20 protein-coding genes are annotated in these 17,890 nt (G+C 42.9%); all 20 read left to right on the forward strand.

Features of this window, described 5'->3' with window-relative positions:
* The first annotated feature begins 5 nt into the window (after positions 1 to 5).
* Entirely contained in the window at positions 6 to 563 is a 558-nt protein-coding gene (locus N8M93_RS14095) for a MotE family protein (RefSeq protein ID WP_261132831.1), read from the forward strand.
* Positions 564 to 591: 28 nt separating this feature from the next.
* On the forward strand, positions 592 to 1,833 hold the full coding sequence (locus tag N8M93_RS14100) for a flagellar hook-length control protein FliK (RefSeq protein WP_261132832.1): 1,242 nt from the start codon (positions 592 to 594) through the stop codon (positions 1,831 to 1,833).
* A gap of 5 nt (positions 1,834 to 1,838) precedes the next feature.
* Positions 1,839 to 2,279 carry a flagellar hook assembly protein FlgD gene (flgD, locus tag N8M93_RS14105; RefSeq protein WP_261132833.1) on the forward strand — a complete coding sequence of 147 codons (441 nt, stop codon included), beginning with the start codon at positions 1,839 to 1,841 and terminating at the stop codon, positions 2,277 to 2,279.
* A gap of 21 nt (positions 2,280 to 2,300) precedes the next feature.
* Positions 2,301 to 2,675: a TIGR02530 family flagellar biosynthesis protein gene (locus tag N8M93_RS14110; RefSeq protein ID WP_261132835.1), complete on the forward strand. Its 375-nt coding sequence runs from the start codon at positions 2,301 to 2,303 to the stop codon at positions 2,673 to 2,675.
* Positions 2,676 to 2,793: 118 nt separating this feature from the next.
* Entirely contained in the window at positions 2,794 to 3,597 is an 804-nt protein-coding gene (gene flgG / locus N8M93_RS14115; protein WP_261132837.1) for a flagellar basal body rod protein FlgG, read from the forward strand.
* 41 nt (positions 3,598 to 3,638) lie between these two features.
* Positions 3,639 to 3,857: a flagellar FlbD family protein gene (locus N8M93_RS14120; RefSeq protein WP_261132839.1), complete on the forward strand. Its 219-nt coding sequence runs from the start codon at positions 3,639 to 3,641 to the stop codon at positions 3,855 to 3,857.
* Positions 3,854 to 4,288, forward strand: a complete 435-nt coding sequence (locus N8M93_RS14125) for a flagellar basal body-associated FliL family protein (RefSeq protein ID WP_261132841.1) — start codon at positions 3,854 to 3,856, stop codon at positions 4,286 to 4,288. The genes N8M93_RS14120 and N8M93_RS14125 overlap by 4 nt, the downstream gene beginning before the upstream one ends.
* A 36-nt stretch (positions 4,289 to 4,324) precedes the next feature.
* On the forward strand, positions 4,325 to 5,320 hold the full coding sequence (gene fliM / locus N8M93_RS14130) for a flagellar motor switch protein FliM (protein ID WP_261132843.1): 996 nt from the start codon (positions 4,325 to 4,327) through the stop codon (positions 5,318 to 5,320).
* Positions 5,310 to 6,461 (forward strand): flagellar motor switch phosphatase FliY, encoded by a 1,152-nt coding sequence (fliY, locus tag N8M93_RS14135; RefSeq protein WP_261132844.1) that lies wholly within the window; start codon positions 5,310 to 5,312, stop codon positions 6,459 to 6,461. The genes fliM and fliY overlap by 11 nt, the downstream gene beginning before the upstream one ends.
* A gap of 23 nt (positions 6,462 to 6,484) precedes the next feature.
* Positions 6,485 to 6,850, forward strand: a complete 366-nt coding sequence (locus N8M93_RS14140; RefSeq protein ID WP_221564325.1) for a response regulator — start codon at positions 6,485 to 6,487, stop codon at positions 6,848 to 6,850.
* Between the two features lie 13 nt (positions 6,851 to 6,863).
* Positions 6,864 to 7,526 (forward strand): flagellar biosynthetic protein FliO, encoded by a 663-nt coding sequence (locus tag N8M93_RS14145; RefSeq protein WP_261132846.1) that lies wholly within the window; start codon positions 6,864 to 6,866, stop codon positions 7,524 to 7,526.
* Positions 7,519 to 8,193, forward strand: a complete 675-nt coding sequence (gene fliP / locus N8M93_RS14150) for a flagellar type III secretion system pore protein FliP (RefSeq protein ID WP_261132848.1) — start codon at positions 7,519 to 7,521, stop codon at positions 8,191 to 8,193. Before N8M93_RS14145 ends, fliP begins: the two co-directional genes overlap by 8 nt.
* A 22-nt stretch (positions 8,194 to 8,215) precedes the next feature.
* On the forward strand, positions 8,216 to 8,488 hold the full coding sequence (fliQ, locus tag N8M93_RS14155; protein ID WP_221564333.1) for a flagellar biosynthesis protein FliQ: 273 nt from the start codon (positions 8,216 to 8,218) through the stop codon (positions 8,486 to 8,488).
* A 3-nt stretch (positions 8,489 to 8,491) separates the two neighbouring features.
* Positions 8,492 to 9,268: a flagellar biosynthetic protein FliR gene (gene fliR, locus N8M93_RS14160; protein WP_261132851.1), complete on the forward strand. Its 777-nt coding sequence runs from the start codon at positions 8,492 to 8,494 to the stop codon at positions 9,266 to 9,268.
* The gene (flhB, locus tag N8M93_RS14165) at positions 9,268 to 10,350 is read left to right on the forward strand and encodes a flagellar biosynthesis protein FlhB (protein ID WP_261132852.1); all 1,083 of its coding nucleotides are present in this window, start codon (positions 9,268 to 9,270) and stop codon (positions 10,348 to 10,350) included. The genes fliR and flhB overlap by 1 nt, the downstream gene beginning before the upstream one ends.
* Before the next feature lie 435 nt (positions 10,351 to 10,785).
* The gene (flhA, locus tag N8M93_RS14170) at positions 10,786 to 12,822 is read left to right on the forward strand and encodes a flagellar biosynthesis protein FlhA (RefSeq protein WP_261132854.1); all 2,037 of its coding nucleotides are present in this window, start codon (positions 10,786 to 10,788) and stop codon (positions 12,820 to 12,822) included.
* Positions 12,819 to 13,955 carry a flagellar biosynthesis protein FlhF gene (gene flhF, locus N8M93_RS14175; RefSeq protein ID WP_261132857.1) on the forward strand — a complete coding sequence of 379 codons (1,137 nt, stop codon included), beginning with the start codon at positions 12,819 to 12,821 and terminating at the stop codon, positions 13,953 to 13,955. The genes flhA and flhF overlap by 4 nt, the downstream gene beginning before the upstream one ends.
* Positions 13,948 to 14,811, forward strand: a complete 864-nt coding sequence (locus N8M93_RS14180) for a MinD/ParA family protein (protein WP_261132859.1) — start codon at positions 13,948 to 13,950, stop codon at positions 14,809 to 14,811. The genes flhF and N8M93_RS14180 overlap by 8 nt, the downstream gene beginning before the upstream one ends.
* The gene (locus N8M93_RS14185) at positions 14,808 to 15,860 is read left to right on the forward strand and encodes a chemotaxis response regulator protein-glutamate methylesterase (protein ID WP_261132861.1); all 1,053 of its coding nucleotides are present in this window, start codon (positions 14,808 to 14,810) and stop codon (positions 15,858 to 15,860) included. Before N8M93_RS14180 ends, N8M93_RS14185 begins: the two co-directional genes overlap by 4 nt.
* Positions 15,861 to 15,875: 15 nt before the next feature.
* On the forward strand, positions 15,876 to 17,876 hold the full coding sequence (locus tag N8M93_RS14190; RefSeq protein ID WP_261132863.1) for a chemotaxis protein CheA: 2,001 nt from the start codon (positions 15,876 to 15,878) through the stop codon (positions 17,874 to 17,876).
* Positions 17,877 to 17,890: the final 14 nt, after the last annotated feature.

Raw genomic sequence — 17,890 nt, forward strand, 5'->3', positions numbered from 1 at the left:
CGCTTTTGGAGAAGAAATCGAATAAAGTTTTATGGTTCTTGCTTGTGGTGGTCATCCCATTACTTTTCGCAGCTTCATTATCAGTCATCATTTTTTCATTGATGGGTGTGAACTTGATCGAGAAAGGAAAGAACTACGCAGCAAATGTGCCAGTCGTTTCGAATTGGGTTGAAGTTGAAGAGAATGCAGAAAAGTCTAACGGAGATTTGATCATATCGATGGAAAGTCAGATCAAAACGCTGCAGAAACAAGTGGAAGAGGCAGAAAAAGCAGTGCTGCAAAAGGACGAAGACATCAAAGAGCATCAATCCGATATTGCTCTATTGAAAAATCAATTACAAAAGAAAGAAGAAGACCAATCGCAAGAAAATGAAGCGTTGGCAAAGATATCAGATGTGTATACAACGATGGCGCCTGGGAACGCTGCTAAAATCTTTGAAAGTATGGAGCAGAGTGAAGCGGCGAGAATCATCGCAAGCCTTGATTCGGATACTCAAGCGAACGTGTTAGCTGAAATGAATCCAGAAAAAGCTGCGGAATTGACTAAGCTTTTAACAAATTGATGTTCATCTACTGAAAGGAGGTGAAAAGATGACAGTCGTAGCCAACATGTTGATGAACACACAAATGTTCCCTGGCCCTAAAACAGCACAAACAAACCCGAAAAAGGGAGAAGGAGCATTCGGTAAAGTTGTTGCTGAAGCGCTCGGATTGAATGTACCACAGGAACAGGATGAAATGACGAGTGAACAATTGCTGAATCTGCTAGCACAATTCCAAGATGAGCTGAATGATCAGAATGGAACAGATTTAAGTCTTGAAGAAGTGATCGGGCAATTGCACACTGAGCTATCACATTTTCAACAAATCCCTCAGCCTTTACTGAAAAACCTGGTGAAGACAATGCCTATTCTCGAACCATTGGATGGAAATGGTGAGGAAATCATCAAAGATCTGAAACAAAGCGGAATGGGCAGGCCCATGATTGAAGTTATGCAGCAGATCGACCCTCAACTATTTGAAAGAAACATGAAACCTGAAGGACGTCTGCAAGAGTTCATAAAATTCTTGATGAAAAACGATGCTCTACACGCAATACCTCAACAACACAATTTGAAACAGATGCTGATGGATCTGCAGGGGAAAGCAGCACCACAAAGCACCGGAAATACAACTGCACCAACGAATGATCTGAAGATGACGAGCAAGAATTTCAATCAGTCGATGTTTTTTCATATGAAAAATCAGCCGGCAGCACCAGCTGGGAAAACAGGAAGTCAGGAGATCGGGGTTCAACTTCCGAAGTCTGAAGGGGTAACAGCATCAGGGCTTTTTAGTGTGACAAGCCCTACGAACATGAGCAAAGTTGAACAATTCATATTGCATGCACCACAAGAGCATACACCCTCTAGCCAGTTCGGGAATGACCTTGCCAAGATATTGAATCGCGGTAGGATCATGACACTTCCGAATGGCAGTACTCAGCTCAGCATTAAACTTTTCCCTGAGAATCTAGGATCACTCGATATCCAGATTGTCCAAAGGAATGGAGAGATCGCAGCAAAAATCATCGCTTCAACTGTACAGGCGAAAGAATTGATTGAAACGAACCTGCACCAATTACGACATTCCTTACAAAGTCAGAATATCAACATCGATAAGATTGAAATCAGCAGCCATACGCCTGAATGGATGAGTGATGATCCAGAACACGATAATCAACAGTCTTCAAGTAGAGAACAAACGCATGAAGAAGGACATAAAAACGAAGAAGAAAATCAAGGTTCTTTCGAGCAACTATTGAAGGAAATGGGAATCGATGAGGAGGTGTAATATCGATGGAAGCTAAAATCGACCAAAGTTTAATGCTCCCGGATCGCGCTCAGTTGAGACAGACAGGCAACACGAATCTCGGCAAAGATGATTTTTTGAAAATCCTGATCGCGCAGTTAGCAAACCAGGATCCTTTAAATCCGATGGAGGATCGTGAATTCATCAGCCAAATGGCCTCATTCTCAAGCCTTGAACAGATGGTCAATATGAATGATACGTTACAAAACTGGGTGTCACATCAGAATAATGGACAGCTCCTTCAGTATAGTCAATTGATCGGTAAGGAAATCACCTGGATCGATAAATCCAAAGAAGATGGCCAACCGGTTGAGACGACTTTGACAGGTGAGGTTGCAAAGGTCCATTTCGATAAAGGCGAAACCAAAATCGAATTGACGGATGGAACGAAAGTATCACCAAGTCAGATCATCACATTATCAGCGTAAAAAAAGAAAAGAGGTGATCAGATGCAACGAGTTTATCAACCCCCGATCACTTCATCGATACCGCCAAGGAACAAAGTGATCTATAAGAAGGAACAGATCAGGACCAATTTTCAACACCTTCTCCAAAGCCAGGTACAAGAGTTGAAGGTATCCAAGCACGCTAATGCTAGATTAGCAGAGCGTAACATCAAGATCGAACAACCTACCTGGGAACGAATCAACGAAAAGATAACGGAAGCGAAACATAAAGGGATCAAGGATTCGCTTGTATTGGTTGGAGAAGCGGCACTTGTCGTCAATACGACGAATAATACCGTCATCACCGCGATGAATAGACAAGAAGCTGCGGATCATATTTTCACGAACATAAACGGTGCCATTGTTTTGAATTATTAAGGAGAGTTAACTTTATCTTATTAATGTTATTACTACATAGAGCTGGACCGAAAAGGAAGCTCTGATGCTGCTGACTGACTGAGGCAGCACACCTAAAAATGAGAGGGGATTTTTAAAGATGTTACGTTCAATGTACTCCGGAATCAGTGGAATGAAAAACTTCCAATCGAAGTTAGATGTGTTGGGGAACAATATCGCAAACGTGAATACATACGGATTCAAAAAAGGGAGAACGACCTTCAAAGATCTTGTGTCACAGCAAATTTCAGGTGCGAGTGCTCCGAATGATAACCGGGGTGGGGTCAACCCAAAACAGGTAGGACTGGGTTCACAGCTTTCAACCATCGATACGATCCATACACAAGGAAGCCTGCAAACGACAGGAAGACCTCTTGACCTTGCATTATCTGGAGATGGATTTTTCGTTGTTGGAGATGAGACTAATAACTTCTATACGCGTGCAGGAAATTTTTATTTAGATCAAAACGGGGACTTAGTCAACTCTGATGGATTGAAATTGTTAGACACAGCTGGTCAGGCGATTAATATCCCTGTAGATGCAGAAAGCTTCAGTATCGGTAATGATGGGACGGTTAATTATATTGATGCAACTAGTGGAGAAGTAACAGAAGCAGGACAAATTGGAATAGCTAAATTTGCTAATAACGGAGGACTTGAAAAAGTCGGATCCAACCTTTACCAACAAACTACCAACTCTGGTGAAGTTAATGTAAATGCTTTAGCAACTCCAGGTGAAGATGGAGCAGGTGAAATCGTTGCTGGTGCTCTTGAAATGTCCAATGTGGATCTTTCTGAAGAGTTCACCGAAATGATCGTCGCACAGCGTGGTTTCCAGGCAAATACACGTATCATCACGACATCAGATGAAATCCTTCAAGAGCTCGTCAATTTAAAGCGATAAAGTGAGGTGAAAGGGGCTGGCACTGACTAGCCCCCCTTAACATGATCCAACTCACCAAATTGAATGGACAAACCTTTACATTGAATGCCATTTATATCGAACAGGTACAAGCTTTTCCCGATACGACGATCACCCTTACAAATGGAAGGAAATTCGTTGTGAAAGAGGGGATTCATGAAGTTCAGGAAGCAGTCAACACGTTTTATAAGGAAATCTCGATTCTAGGATTGCCGAAGCAAAAGGAGGATGATCAAACGTGAAAAATAACCTCGTCAAAACCATGCTGGTTATGATTACAGCTATTTCCATCGTTGCTGTTGCAGGTGTAGTGCTTTATATGAATCTATCCTCTAAAGATGAGGTAAAAGCTTCTGATGAACGATCAGCGAATGAATTGAAGGATCTTTCTGTCGATACTGAACAGATCATGACCAATCTGGAAGATACAGGGTTTGCAAAGATGGCGTTCCGAATCCAAGTAGATAACTCGAAAGCGAAGAAAGAATTGGAGACCAGGATGTTCCAGGTGAAGAATTCGATCATCTATCAGCTTTCTGGAACGAAATCCGACGAATTACAGGGCCCTGAAGGTATTGCAAACCTGGAATCCAGCCTGCAAAAGACGATCAATGAGTTTCTTGATAGCGGTAAGGTTGTCCGAGTGTTCACTACTGAAAAAGTTGTCCAATAAGAAGCTGAGAATTACAACAGAAAAGAGGTGAGGCTCTTGGCAGATGTACTCTCCCAAAATGAAATTGACGCACTATTGTCAGCGATATCCACTGGAGAAATGGATGCTGAGGAATTAAAAAAAGAAGAAGCAGAAAAGAAAGTGAAAGTGTATGACTTCAAAAGAGCACTAAGGTTCTCAAAAGATCAAGTAAGGAGCCTGACCCGTATCCATGAAAATTATGCACGTTTATTGACTACATACTTTTCTGCCCAGCTTCGTACATACGTCCAAATAACAGTAGCATCGGTAGACCAGGTTCCATATGAAGAGTTCATTCGATCCGTCCCTAAAATGACCATCTTGAATCTGTTCGAGGCACCGCCTTTGGATGGTCGCCTGCTGATCGAGGTCAACCCGAACATTGCCTATGCGATGCTCGACAGGGTCTTGGGCGGGCAAGGAAAAGGGATGAACAAGGTTGATAGTTTGACAGAAATTGAGACGAGGATCATGAACCAGCTCTTTGACCGGGCTTTGGATTGTTTCGGTGAAGCATGGGGGACGATCATTGATGTGGAACCCGAGATGCTGGATTTTGAAGTAAACCCTCAATTCCTTCAGATGGTTTCACCTAATGAAACAGTTGTTGTCATTTCGTTGACGACAACAATCGGCGAAACAAGCGGGATGATCAATATTTGTCTGCCGCATGTCGTATTAGAACCCATCATTCCAAAGCTGTCTGTTCATCATTGGATGCAGAATAAGCAGCGTGAAAGACTGCCAGAAGAAGTCGAAAAGCTGGAGAGCAGGGTGAAGACAGCTATGCTGCCGCTTACCGCGGAGCTAGGCAGTTGCCAGATCTCTGTCCAGGAATTCCTTTCGTTATCGAATAATGATGTTTTGGAGTTAGATCAGAAAATTTCAGAGCCATTGACGATCAATATACAAGGGAAAAATAAATTTATCGGACAACCCGGTAAGGTGAAAAATCAAATGGCGATCCAAATTATTGATGCTTACGAGAAAGGGGACTTTAATGATGAGTGATGGCATGCTTTCACAAGAAGAAATCGACGCTCTATTGAATGGCGGAAATGAAAGTCCAAAAGAGGAAGCGGATGAAGAACTGTTAACAAACATTGAGAGAGATGCGATCGGAGAGGTCGGGAACATCTCATTCGGAAGTGCAGCGACTGCATTATCCACACTTTTGAATCAGAAGGTCGAGATTACGACACCGAATGTTTCGATTGTGGAACGAAACAAGCTTTCTGATGAATTTCCTAAGCCTCATGTAGCTGTATTGGTAAGCTATACAGAAGGTTTCGATGGATCGAATTTGCTAGTGATCAAGACTTCAGATGCGCAGATCATTGCGGATCTCATGCTTGGTGGTGACGGTACGAATCCTCATGGTGAGTTGGGAGAACTTCACCTAAGTGCAGTGCAAGAAGCGATGAATCAGATGATGGGATCAGCATCCACATCGATGTCGACCGTGTTCAATAAACGAGTTGATATTTCTCCTCCAACCATTGATTTGATGGATGTGAATGCAGATGAAGGGACGGACAATATTCCGAAAGATGATGTTCTTGTAAAAGTCTCATTCACATTAAAAGTAGGGGATTTGATCGATTCGAATATCATGCAACTTGTACCGCTGCATTTCGGAAAAGAACTGGTAGATCAGCTAATGAATCCAAAAAGCGGAAATGATCCGATGAACGAAGAACCTGCTTATGAAGAACCTGTACAATCAGCACCATCAGCAACTATGGCCACAGAGAGCCATCAGACTGCAGGGTTAACACATCAACAACCTGATAGAGAGCAAATTGAACCGACTTATACGAATCAGCGTAACGCAAATGTCCATCCAGCGGCATTTACTGATTTCGCGCCTAATGAATCTGTTTCGGTGGACCAACGAAACCTTAACATGTTGTTGGATATCCCATTACAGGTCACTGTGGAACTTGGTCGCACGAAACGATCCGTCAAAGATATTTTGGAATTGTCACATGGTTCGATCATCGAATTGGATAAGCTGGCTGGGGAGCCGGTCGATATCCTGGTCAATCAGAAATTGATCGCTAAAGGAGAAGTTGTTGTCATTGATGAGAACTTCGGTGTAAGAGTAACAGAGATAATCAGCCAGAGAGATCGATTAGAAAAATTACAATAACACTATTTCAGGGGGAACGAAACATGGCAAACCGTATTTTAATTGTAGATGATGCAGCATTCATGCGAATGATGATCAAAGATATCCTTACAAAGAATGGATTCGATGTAGTAGGTGAAGCAAGTGATGGAGCACAAGCGGTTGAATTGTATAAAGAACATACACCCGATCTTGTGACGATGGATATAACGATGCCGGAAATGGATGGAATCACTGCTTTGAAAGAGATTCGTGCTGTGAATTCTGATGCGAAGGTAATCATGTGTTCTGCAATGGGGCAACAAGCGATGGTCATCGATGCAATTCAAGCTGGGGCGAAAGACTTCATCGTAAAACCGTTTCAAGCGGAGCGTGTCATTGAAGCGATCAAGAAAACGCTTGAAGCCTAAGAAGGTGTCACTTGTGAATTGGAAAACAACCGTATCGGTCCTACTGATAGGATTCCTATTACTCGGGGGACCATCGTACATCTCTGCCAATACCGACAATTCACGTGTAGGATGCGAAGGGAAATCCGTTTCTGAGTGTTATGCAGAGAGTGGGAAAGAGGTTCCGAAAGAGAAAGAAAATACAGTGAGTGCCTCTGAACCAGACTCAGGACCATCTACATTCGGGACGATGATGAAAGTACTTTTTGCACTGGCATCAGTAGTTGGGCTTATGGTACTTGTTTTGAAACTGTTGCATAAACGCACACAAGTAATCCAACAAGGAAAAGGAATTCAGACCCTTGGTGGAACGATGCTTGGAAATCAACGGTCCGTTCAGTTGGTGAAAGTGGGAAACAGGATCCTTGTCGTGGGGGTCGGGGATAACGTCGAATTGATCAAAGAGATTGATGACGAAAGAGAAATCGAAGCATTGATGGCCACTAATGAACCACAGATGACTGGTTCAGAAAAAATGAATGGATTTACCGACTGGATCAGTTCGTTATGGAAAAACCGAAATACATCTGAGAAAACGAACTTCCAAGGAATTTTGAAGAAACAGCTGAATGATACGAAGCAAAATCGTAATGCGTTGATGGAGTCTTTAAAGAAGAAGGGGCACGACCATGATTGAACTACCAGGTATCAGTAATGAACTGTTCAACAATGATCCGGAAAATGTCGCTACTACAGTTCGGCTGTTAGTCCTGTTGACTGTCCTTTCTCTTGCCCCGGCATTTCTCGTATTGATGACTTCGTTTACAAGGATCATCATCGTGCTTTCCTTTGTCCGGAATGGTCTCGCCACACAACAAATGCCGCCTAACCAGGTTCTGATAGGACTAGCTTTATTCCTGACTTTTTTCATTATGGGACCGATCCTATCCGATGTGAACGAACAAGCGATCACGCCGTTCATGGAAGGTGAAATATCTCAAGATGAAGCGATGGATCGAGCAAGTATTCCAATGAAAGGGTTCATGGCAAAACACACGCGACAGAAAGATCTGGCATTATTCATGAATTATACAGGAGAGGAACGACCGGAAAGTGTGGCGGATATCCCTTTGACGACTCTGGTACCAGCTTTCGCAATAAGTGAGTTGAAGACTGCCTTCCAGATGGGATTCATGATCTTCGTACCGTTTCTGGTCATTGATATGGTCGTCGCGAGTGTACTGATGGCAATGGGGATGATGATGCTCCCTCCGGTGATGATTTCATTACCATTTAAGATATTGTTGTTCGTCCTTGTCGATGGTTGGTATTTGATTGTCCAGTCACTGCTGGAGAGTTATTAATAGATGAGAAGGTGTTTGTTCAATGGACTCACAATTCGTTATTTCCCTTGCTGAAAAAGGGGTGTATACTACATTGATCATCAGTGGTCCGCTTCTGATATTGGCGCTAGCGGTCGGACTGTTTGTCAGTATTTTTCAGGCCACTACGCAAATTCAAGAGCAGACTTTGGCTTTCATCCCGAAAATCGTAGCTGTGCTTGTTTCACTGATTTTCTTCGGACCCTGGATGTTGACCCAAATGGTGACTTTCACCCATGAGTTATACAGTAATATCAATAATTACATAGGTTTGTAGAGTATGGTGGAGTTTGTTAATAGCATTCCTGCTTTCTTATTGGTTCTCGTGAGAGTTACTGCTTTTATGGCAACAATACCGATATTCTCTTATCGAAACATTCCTGTAATACATAAGATTGGATTCTCAGCCGTGTTTTCTTTTTTCATTGTAACAACATTGCAGGCGCCATTGGTTGCATTGAATGGTGAGTTCATCCTTCTCGTGATGAAAGAATTGATGATCGGATTGAGCATTGGATTCATCGCATCGATCCTTTTATATGGGTTACAAGTTGCAGGAGGCTTCATCGATTTACAGATGGGATTTGCGATTGCGAATGTATTCGACCCGCAAACGGGTATCCAGACACCTCTTATCGGGAGGTTCTTATACATATTCGCAATATTGTTTTTGCTGACGATTGATGCCCATCATATGTTCCTGAATGGGATCTATCAAAGTTATCAATTTGCACCAATCGACCGATGGGCTTTCATTTTCGGGGACGGGAATGTTGCTAGGTTAGTAGCTGATACTGTGATCAAGATGTTCTATATCGCTTTTCAGATGGCGATTCCTGTGGTTGGATGTCTGTTTCTCGTTGACCTGGCTCTTGGGATCATTTCACGGACAGTACCACAAGTGAATGTATTCATTGTTGGACTGCCCTTGAAAATTTTCGTCAGTTTCGTAGTTTTATTGCTTGTCATTCCAGTCGTTTTCCAGATGGTCAACTCGTTGAATATCGAAATGCTTGAGGCTATGAAGAAAATGATGAGACTGTTAGGTGGTCAATAATGCCATATTTATCGCTTGATCTTCAATATTTTTCACAAGAAAAAACTGAAAAAGCAACACCCAAAAAGCGGGAAGATAGCCGTAAAAAAGGGCAGGTTGCGAAATCGAGCGATGTTAACACCGCTATTATATTATTAATCGTATTTTTATTCCTATGGCTGATCGCACCTTTCATGTTGGATAGGTTATTGGCGATTTACCAGATAAGTTTCAGAGAGTTCATCCACTTTGATACGACAAACGAAAATATCCAGCAAGTAATGGCTGTGATGGCGTTTGAAGCAGCTAAAATCGTCGCGCCAATTCTATTGATTGCGATGATTGCCGGTGTAGCAGCAAACTATATGCAAGTTGGTGTCCTCTTTTCGACAGATCCATTGAAAGCGAAACTGGAGCGCATCAATCCATTGAAGGGATTCAAAAGAATATACTCGCTAAGGGCGATTGTGGAACTGTTGAAATCGATTTTGAAAATATCACTTGTCGGATTTGTAACCTTTGCCGTCTTATGGTTACAGAAGGATGAAATTTTAATGTTGTCACACGGGACGGTCGAACATGCATTACTCGTAATTGGGAAGTTGACCATCCAAATGGGGCTGGCCGCGTCTATTCTTCTCATATTTCTCGCCGTATTGGATTACTTTTATCAGAAGTACGATTTTGAAAAGAGCATCAAGATGAGTAAACAAGACCTCAAAGATGAACATAAGAAGTCAGAAGGGGATCCTCTGATCAAATCCAAGATCAAAGAAAAACAACGACAAATGGCGATGCAAAGGATGATGCAGGAAGTCCCTAAAGCAGATGTAGTCATCACTAATCCTACCCATTACGCCATCGCATTGAAATACGATGAAAGCCTACACGATGCGCCAGTCGTCATTGCAAAAGGTGTAGATTTTGTAGCACTGAAAATCCGGGAAGTCGCAAGACATAACGAAATTGAAATCGTCGAAAACCGACCACTCGCCAGAAGCCTTTACGACCAGACGGAAATCGGCGACCAAGTCCCAGAAGCCCTGTTCAAAGCTGTGGCTGAGGTGTTGGCTTATGTGTACCGTTTGAAAAAGCTCATTTGATAGGAAAGTTTAAAATAGCCGAATGATAAACTGCGAATTTCCGACGTACAGGATGTGCTAGTACTGTCGTTGTCATAGGACGTGACGTTTTTAGGCAGTGAGCGTTACTTGGTTTTAGCGGTCCAAGAAATCGAGCATATGTACCTGCGTCTACAAGTGCTACCGTTGAAGTCAGCTTCCTCGGTACAACTCGCAGTATCTATGCAAGAATTGCTCGTCGCTCCGGTCCTTAAAACCTACGTGCCTTGAACTTTCGACGCACAGGAAGTGCTAGTACCGGCGTCGTCACAGGACGTGACGGTTTTTAGCCGGTGTTGTTTCTAATTCGTCAATTTTAAACTGATTGATTAAAGATAGAAAAATACTGATTGATTAAAGATAGGAAAGTTTAAAATAGCCGAAGCAGCAGTTAACGAACCAAAGGAGAGTACAGCGATGAAGCCAAGAGATCTGACAGTCCTACTAAGTGTAATATTGATCATCACGATGTTGATCATCCCGCTACCGACTTGGATGCTGGACTTCTTGATCATTACAAATATATCACTAGGACTTCTCATAATCCTGATAGCGATGAATACGAAAGAACCCCTACAATTTTCCATCTTTCCGTCGCTCTTATTACTAGTCACGCTATTCCGTTTAGGCTTGAATGTATCGACAACTCGTTCAATCTTAAGCCAGGCGAAAGCCGGAAACGTCATTGATACATTCGGTTCCTTCGTAGTGGCAGGTAATGTTCTTGTCGGTTTCGTCGTGTTTGTGATTTTGATCATCATACAATTTGTCGTCATCACTAAGGGTTCAGAGAGGGTTTCTGAGGTTGCAGCTCGTTTCACGTTAGATGCCATGCCTGGTAAACAGATGAGTATCGATGCCGATTTGAACGCTGGTTTGATTTCTGAACGGGAAGCACGGGAAAGAAGACAAAAAATCGAACAAGAGGCAGATTTTTATGGTGCGATGGACGGGGCCAGTAAATTCGTAAAAGGGGACGCGATTGCTGGAATCATCATTGTCATCATCAATATGATTTTCGGTATCATCATTGGCATGGTTCAACAAGGAATGCCGCTTGCTGAAGCCTCCGAAACTTATACTCTATTAACAGTAGGGGACGGACTAGTAAGCCAGATCCCTGCATTGATCATATCGACTGCAACAGGAATCATCGTCACTAGAGCTGCATCAGATGGGAATCTGGGTCAAGACATCACAAAACAATTGCTCGCCTATCCAGCCATGTTATATGTGGCTGCTGCAACGATTGCCCTGTTAGGTTTTTTCACTCCTATACAGAATATCTTCACATTACCGATTGCACTTTTACTTGCTTATGGCGGCTATCATCTCAGCCGTATAGAGCAACAACGACAGGTTTCCGAAGAAGAAGTGGAAGAAGAGATCCAAACAGAAGAATTGAAAAGTCCAGAAAGTGTCGTGAATCTTTTACAGGTCGACCCCATTGAGTTTGAGTTTGGATATAGCTTGATCCCTCTAGCAGATACTAGTCAAGGTGGGGACTTACTTGATCGTATCGTCATGATCCGGAGACAGCTCGCTTTGGAATTAGGTGTTGTCGTACCGGTGGTGAGAATCAGGGACAACATCCAACTGCAGCCGAATGAGTACCGCATCAAGATCAAAGGAAACGAGATTGCTAGAGGTGAGCTCCTTCTCGATCATTTTTTGGCAATGTCTCCGGGCGTAGATGATGAAGAAATCGAGGGTGTAGAAACAGTAGAACCTGCCTTTGGACTCCCTGCCCTATGGATTTCGGAGGACCTGAAGGAGCGAGCAGAGCTTTCGGGGTACACTGTTGTGGATCCGCCTTCGGTTGTATCGACGCATATTACAGAAATCATCAAGAAACACTCACACGAGTTATTAGGTAGACAGGAAGTCAAACAACTTGTCGAGCATTTGAAGGAATCCCATGCAGCACTGGTGGAAGATGTCACACCGGATCCATTGACGATCGGTGATATCCAAAAAGTACTTACCAAGCTCTTGAAAGAAAACTTATCGATCCGGAACTTACCCATCATTTTTGAAACATTAGCCGATTACGGGCAGATGACGAAGGATACGGATCTTCTCACTGAATATGTGCGTCAGTCTTTATCAAGACAGATTTCCAAGCAATATAGTGACGAGCAATCTTCCTTGAAAGTCATCACCTTATCTGGTGGCGTGGAAAAACGGATTGCTGAATCCATCCAACAAACGGAACATGGAAATTATCTCGCAATGGATCCGAACGAGTCACAAACCATTTTTGATTCTATAATGAATGAAATCAAGAAAGTCAGTGAAGTAAGCCCGATAACTGTTCTTTTGTGCTCACCAGCTGTAAGAATGTATGTCCGCCAATTAATCGAGCGATATTTACCGGATGTAGTCGTCCTTTCGTATAACGAACTTGAACCTAATCTGGAAGTACAGAGCATAGGGGTGGTGAATGTATCATGAAAATAAAAAAATATATCGCACCGACCATGCCAGAGGCGATGAAAAAGATCAGGAACGATCTCGGCAAGGATGCAGTCATCCTCAATTCCAAAGAAATCCGTACTGGAGGGTTCCTCGGTTTTTTCACAAAACCATCTCTTGAAGTATTGGCGGCTTTGGATCCTGATCCCATACCAAGAGAACAAAAGGATGCATACTATAGTCCGCAGTACAATATGGAAAAGGTGACAAATACTACTACGGAATTGAATGAGATTGCACAAAAATCCGATACATCTAACAAACCGTCCATGAAAATGGTGGAGGCTAGGTCATCATCTGATGCAATCCAATTCCCTGAAAAAATCACAAAAATCATCAATGACCTTGAAGATCAAGGAGTTGAAAATGAGGTGATGGCAAGCCTCTCCAAGCGATTATTAAAGAGATGGTATCGGGAAGAATCTGAATTAGTAGCTGACGAGTCGATCAACAAGTGGATGAAGGAAGAGATATGCGGATTATTAACAAACGTTGATTTCGGTGGCTTCGAATATGATAAGAAATTCCTCAATCTGATAGGGCCCACTGGTGTCGGTAAGACGACTACCATTGCAAAGATCGCAGCGGATGCGGTCCTGAACAAAAAGAAGAAGGTAGCGCTGATAACCACTGACACTTATCGAATCGCTGCAATCGATCAATTGAAAACCTATGCTGAAATACTCAACGTACCGTTAGAGGTCGCCTATAACCGTGATGATTTCCAAAGTGCCCAGGAAAAATTCCAGGATTACGATGTCATATTCGTGGATTCAGCTGGACGTAATTACAAAAAGACTCATTATGTCACTGACCTGGAAGAGGTCTACCAATTCAATGAGGATATGGAGAACTATCTAGTACTCTCTCTTACCTCCAAATACAGTGATATGAAGCGGATTGTAGCTCAGTTCAATAATATTCCGATAAACAAATTCATTTTTACAAAAAAGGATGAAACAGAGTCCTTCGGTGATGTATTGAATCTAATCGAGGAGACGGGATTTGGTGTGGCATATATGACGACAGGGCAAAACGTTCCTGACGATATCTGTGAAGTAACAACAGAAAGTATTGCAGACCTTCTATTAGGAGATGGTCAACTTGCATGATCAAGCTGAAATCCTTCGTCAAAGATTCCGATCAGTTCCCTCCTCTGCGAGGGTTTGTGCGGTGGTCAGTGGAAAAGGAGGGGTTGGTAAATCAAACCTGACCATCAACCTTGCAATCTCCCTTGCCAAAACAGGATCAAAAGTTTTGGTTCTTGATCTCGATATCGGGATGGCGAACTTGGATATCTTGATGGGAGTATATTCCCGATACAATATCGTAGACCTAGTTGAACAGCAGCTGCCGATCCTGGACTTGATAGAATCGGGTCCGGACCAGGTCGATTACCTTGCCGGCGGAAATGGATTAAATAAACTATTTGAGTTGACGAGTGAACAATTCAATCACTTTTGTCAACAAATGAAGGTAATTCAAGAGCGGTATGATCACATTTTTCTGGATATGGCTGCAGGAGCCTCCAGAGATAGTCTGCAATTCATCACAGCAGCAGATGAGGTGCTGCTGATCACAACTCCAGAACCAACAGCGATAACAGATGCCTACGCCATGTTGAAGCATATCCATCATCAAGGATCCTCTGTCACAATTTCTGTTATCGTGAACCGTGTTGAGAATAAGCGTGAAGGGGATGATGTGGCAATGAGGATCCAAAAGGCAGCTCGACAGTTCCTCCAAAAGGACATCAAACTACTTGGAATGCTGCCAGAAGATCGGGCGGTCTTTAAAGCTGTCAAAGAACAAAAGCCATATCGTATTCATGCGCCATACTCCAATGTGGCAAAATCTGTTCAAAAGTTAGCTGATATCTATCAAGGCAGCTCTGACGATTCCCGTAAAAATGAGGGTTTCATCCAACGATTCACCCGCTACTTTTCAAGAAAGCAGGGGACCTCATGAGCAGTATAAGGGTGATGGTTGTTGACGACTCTGCATTCATGCGTAAAGTCATTTCAGATCTATTATCAAGCGATCCTGCAATCGTAGTTGCTGGAACAGCTCGTAATGGAGAAGACGCATTGAGGAAAATTCCACAACTTTCACCTGATGTCATTACACTGGATGTGGACATGCCGGTCATGGATGGTTTGACCACCTTGAAGAAAATCATCGGACAATATGCGATTCCTGTGATCATGTTAAGCAGTGTGACAAAGGCGGGAGCTGCCCAGACGATCGAATCAATGCAGGTAGGAGCTGTAGACTTCATCTCAAAACCTTCAGGTGCGATTTCTCTGGACATCCATAAAGTGCAAGAAGAGTTATTGAACAAAGTGAAGGTGGCAAGTGTGGCTAAGGTCGCAGGGACCACCGAGCGTGAAAAAGGACGGATAACATCTTTTACGAAAGAACCATTGGATAAAGGTTTGACGAAAAAGAAGAAACTTATCGCGATCGGTACTTCTACAGGTGGTCCGAAGGCGTTGGTTGAAGTCATCTCCAAGCTTCCGGACTCCATTGATGCCCCAGTCCTGATCGTTCAGCATATGCCAACTGGATTCACGAAATCTTTGGCAGAACGGTTGAATAAGCTGTCAGCACTAGTTGTAAAAGAAGCAGAATCAGGTGAAATATTGAGAAACAACACGGTCTATATTGCACCCGGTGGATACCACCTAAGAGTTATACATAAGCAAAATGAAATCATCATCGAACTGGATAATCAAACTCCGCCGGTCAGAGGACATCGCCCCTCTGTCGATGAAATGTTCACCAGTCTATCTATGCTTCAGAACTACCAAAAGATTGCAGTGATCATGACCGGGATGGGTACGGATGGCACAAGAGGGCTGTTAGCTTTAAAGGAGGAAGAAGACACAATTGCAATTGCAGAATCTGAAGAGTCCTGTGTTGTATATGGGATGCCTCGCTCGGCGATTGCAACTGAAAAAGTGGATGAAGTCGTTCATGTCACTGAAATACCCGAACGAATCGTCCGCTATTTATAGTAGGGGGTTGTATACATGGATATGAATCAATATTTAGATGTGTTTGTCGATGAAAGCAGGGAACACCTACAAGCGATTAATGAACATATGCTCAAACTTGAGAATGATCCAGCGGATGTTGCGATTGTAAATGATATTTTCCGATCCGCCCATACCCTTAAAGGGATGTCAGCTACAATGGGGTTTGAAGATTTGGCAAGCCTCACGCATCAAATGGAAAATGTCCTGGATGCCATCCGACAAAGTAAGGTGAAAGTAACGGATGAGGTAGTGGATGCACTTTTTGAATCAGTGGATCATTTAGAAGCAATGGTTGAATCCATCATTGCTGGCGGAGATGGGAAACACGATGTTGACGGAATCGTCAGAAAGCTTAATGTGATTGAAACAGGGGAAAAACCAGCCGCTGTATCCAATGAGCAAGATCAGTCTAACCCTGGTGATGGACTTGACGAATTTCAACGTTCGATTTTAGCACAATCTTTTGAACAAGGCCTACATCCATACACTGTCAAAGTAACTTTGGAGAAAACCTGCATTCTTAAGGCTGCACGTGTTTATATGGTCTTTGATGTCATTGAGCAACTGTCTGAAGTGATTCATTCAGACCCCTCGGTCAGCGAACTGGAAGAAGAAAAATTTGATTATGCATTTTCAGTCACATTGGTATCTGAGAAGAATGCAGAAGAGATCAGAGAAAAGATAAGCAAAGTATCTGAAGTTGAAGAGGTCCACGTACAAAACTATGAAATCGATTCATTTTCATCAGAAGCAGAAGAGCCAGCAGCTGCAATCGAACTGGAAGAACCGGATGTGAAGAAAGCAGATGTGGGAGGTAAAACTGGAACACCTCCCAAAAATGCTCAGAACAATAAAACCATGCGTGTCAATATCAACCGATTGGACCAATTGATGAACTTATTTGAAGAACTTGTCATTGACCGCGGTCGTTTGGAAGCGTTAGCGAAACAATTGAACAACAGTGAGTTGACGGACACGGTCGAACACATGACAAGACTTACAAGTGATCTGCAGGATGCACTACTGACGATGAGGATGGTACCGATCGATCAAGTGTTCAACCGATTCCCCCGGATGATCCGAAGTTTAGCGAAAGATCTTGGGAAGAAAATCAATTTGGAAATCAGCGGCGGAGAAACCGAGCTGGACCGAACGGTAATCGATGAGATTGGTGACCCTCTCGTCCACTTGTTACGAAATTCTGTCGACCACGGCATCGAGCTGCCTGAGAAACGAACCAAAACTGGGAAACCAGAAGAAGGAACGATTTCACTAATCTCCTATCATAGTGGAAATCATATCTTCATTGAAATTGAGGATGACGGTGGCGGTATCAATCGGCAAAGGGTATTGGATAAAGCGATTGAAAACCACATTATCGATCCAAGTTATGCAGAGACGATGAAAGATCATGAGGTCTACCAGTTACTGTTCGCCTCTGGATTCAGTACCGCCGATACTGTTTCAGATATATCCGGTAGAGGTGTCGGGTTAGATGTTGTGAAAAGCAAAATCGAATCCCTCGGTGGTCAGATCATGGTTACATCTGAGCCTGGTAAAGGTACGAAATTCGCCATTGAACTGCCCTTGACCCTATCGATTTTATCAGCAATGTTGATAACGATCGGACCTGAAACATATGCAATCCCATTATCTAATATTGTTGAAAGTATCGTGATTCCGAAGCAAGAAGTAATGAAAGCGCATAACCAGCTGGTTGTTGATTTCAGAGGAAAAGTGGTTCCGCTTTTGTCACTCAGGGATGTTTTAGAGGTAGAAGGTATTCAAGAAGAGAAAAACTCCTATTCCGTCGTAGTTGTCCGTAAAGGTGATCAGATGGCTGCCTTGATCGTCGACCGATTCATTGGTCAGCAAGAAATCGTCCTGAAGCCTTTAGGGGAATACCTTTCAAATATTTTTGCGATATCTGGGGCAACGATACTTGGAGATGGAAAAGTTTCTTTAATACTAGATTGTAATGATTTGATCAAATAAGGGAGGAAGATTAG

This window comes from Bacillus sp. Marseille-Q3570 (genome assembly GCF_946151055.1).
Classification (GTDB): domain Bacteria; phylum Bacillota; class Bacilli; order Bacillales; family Fictibacillaceae; genus Pseudalkalibacillus.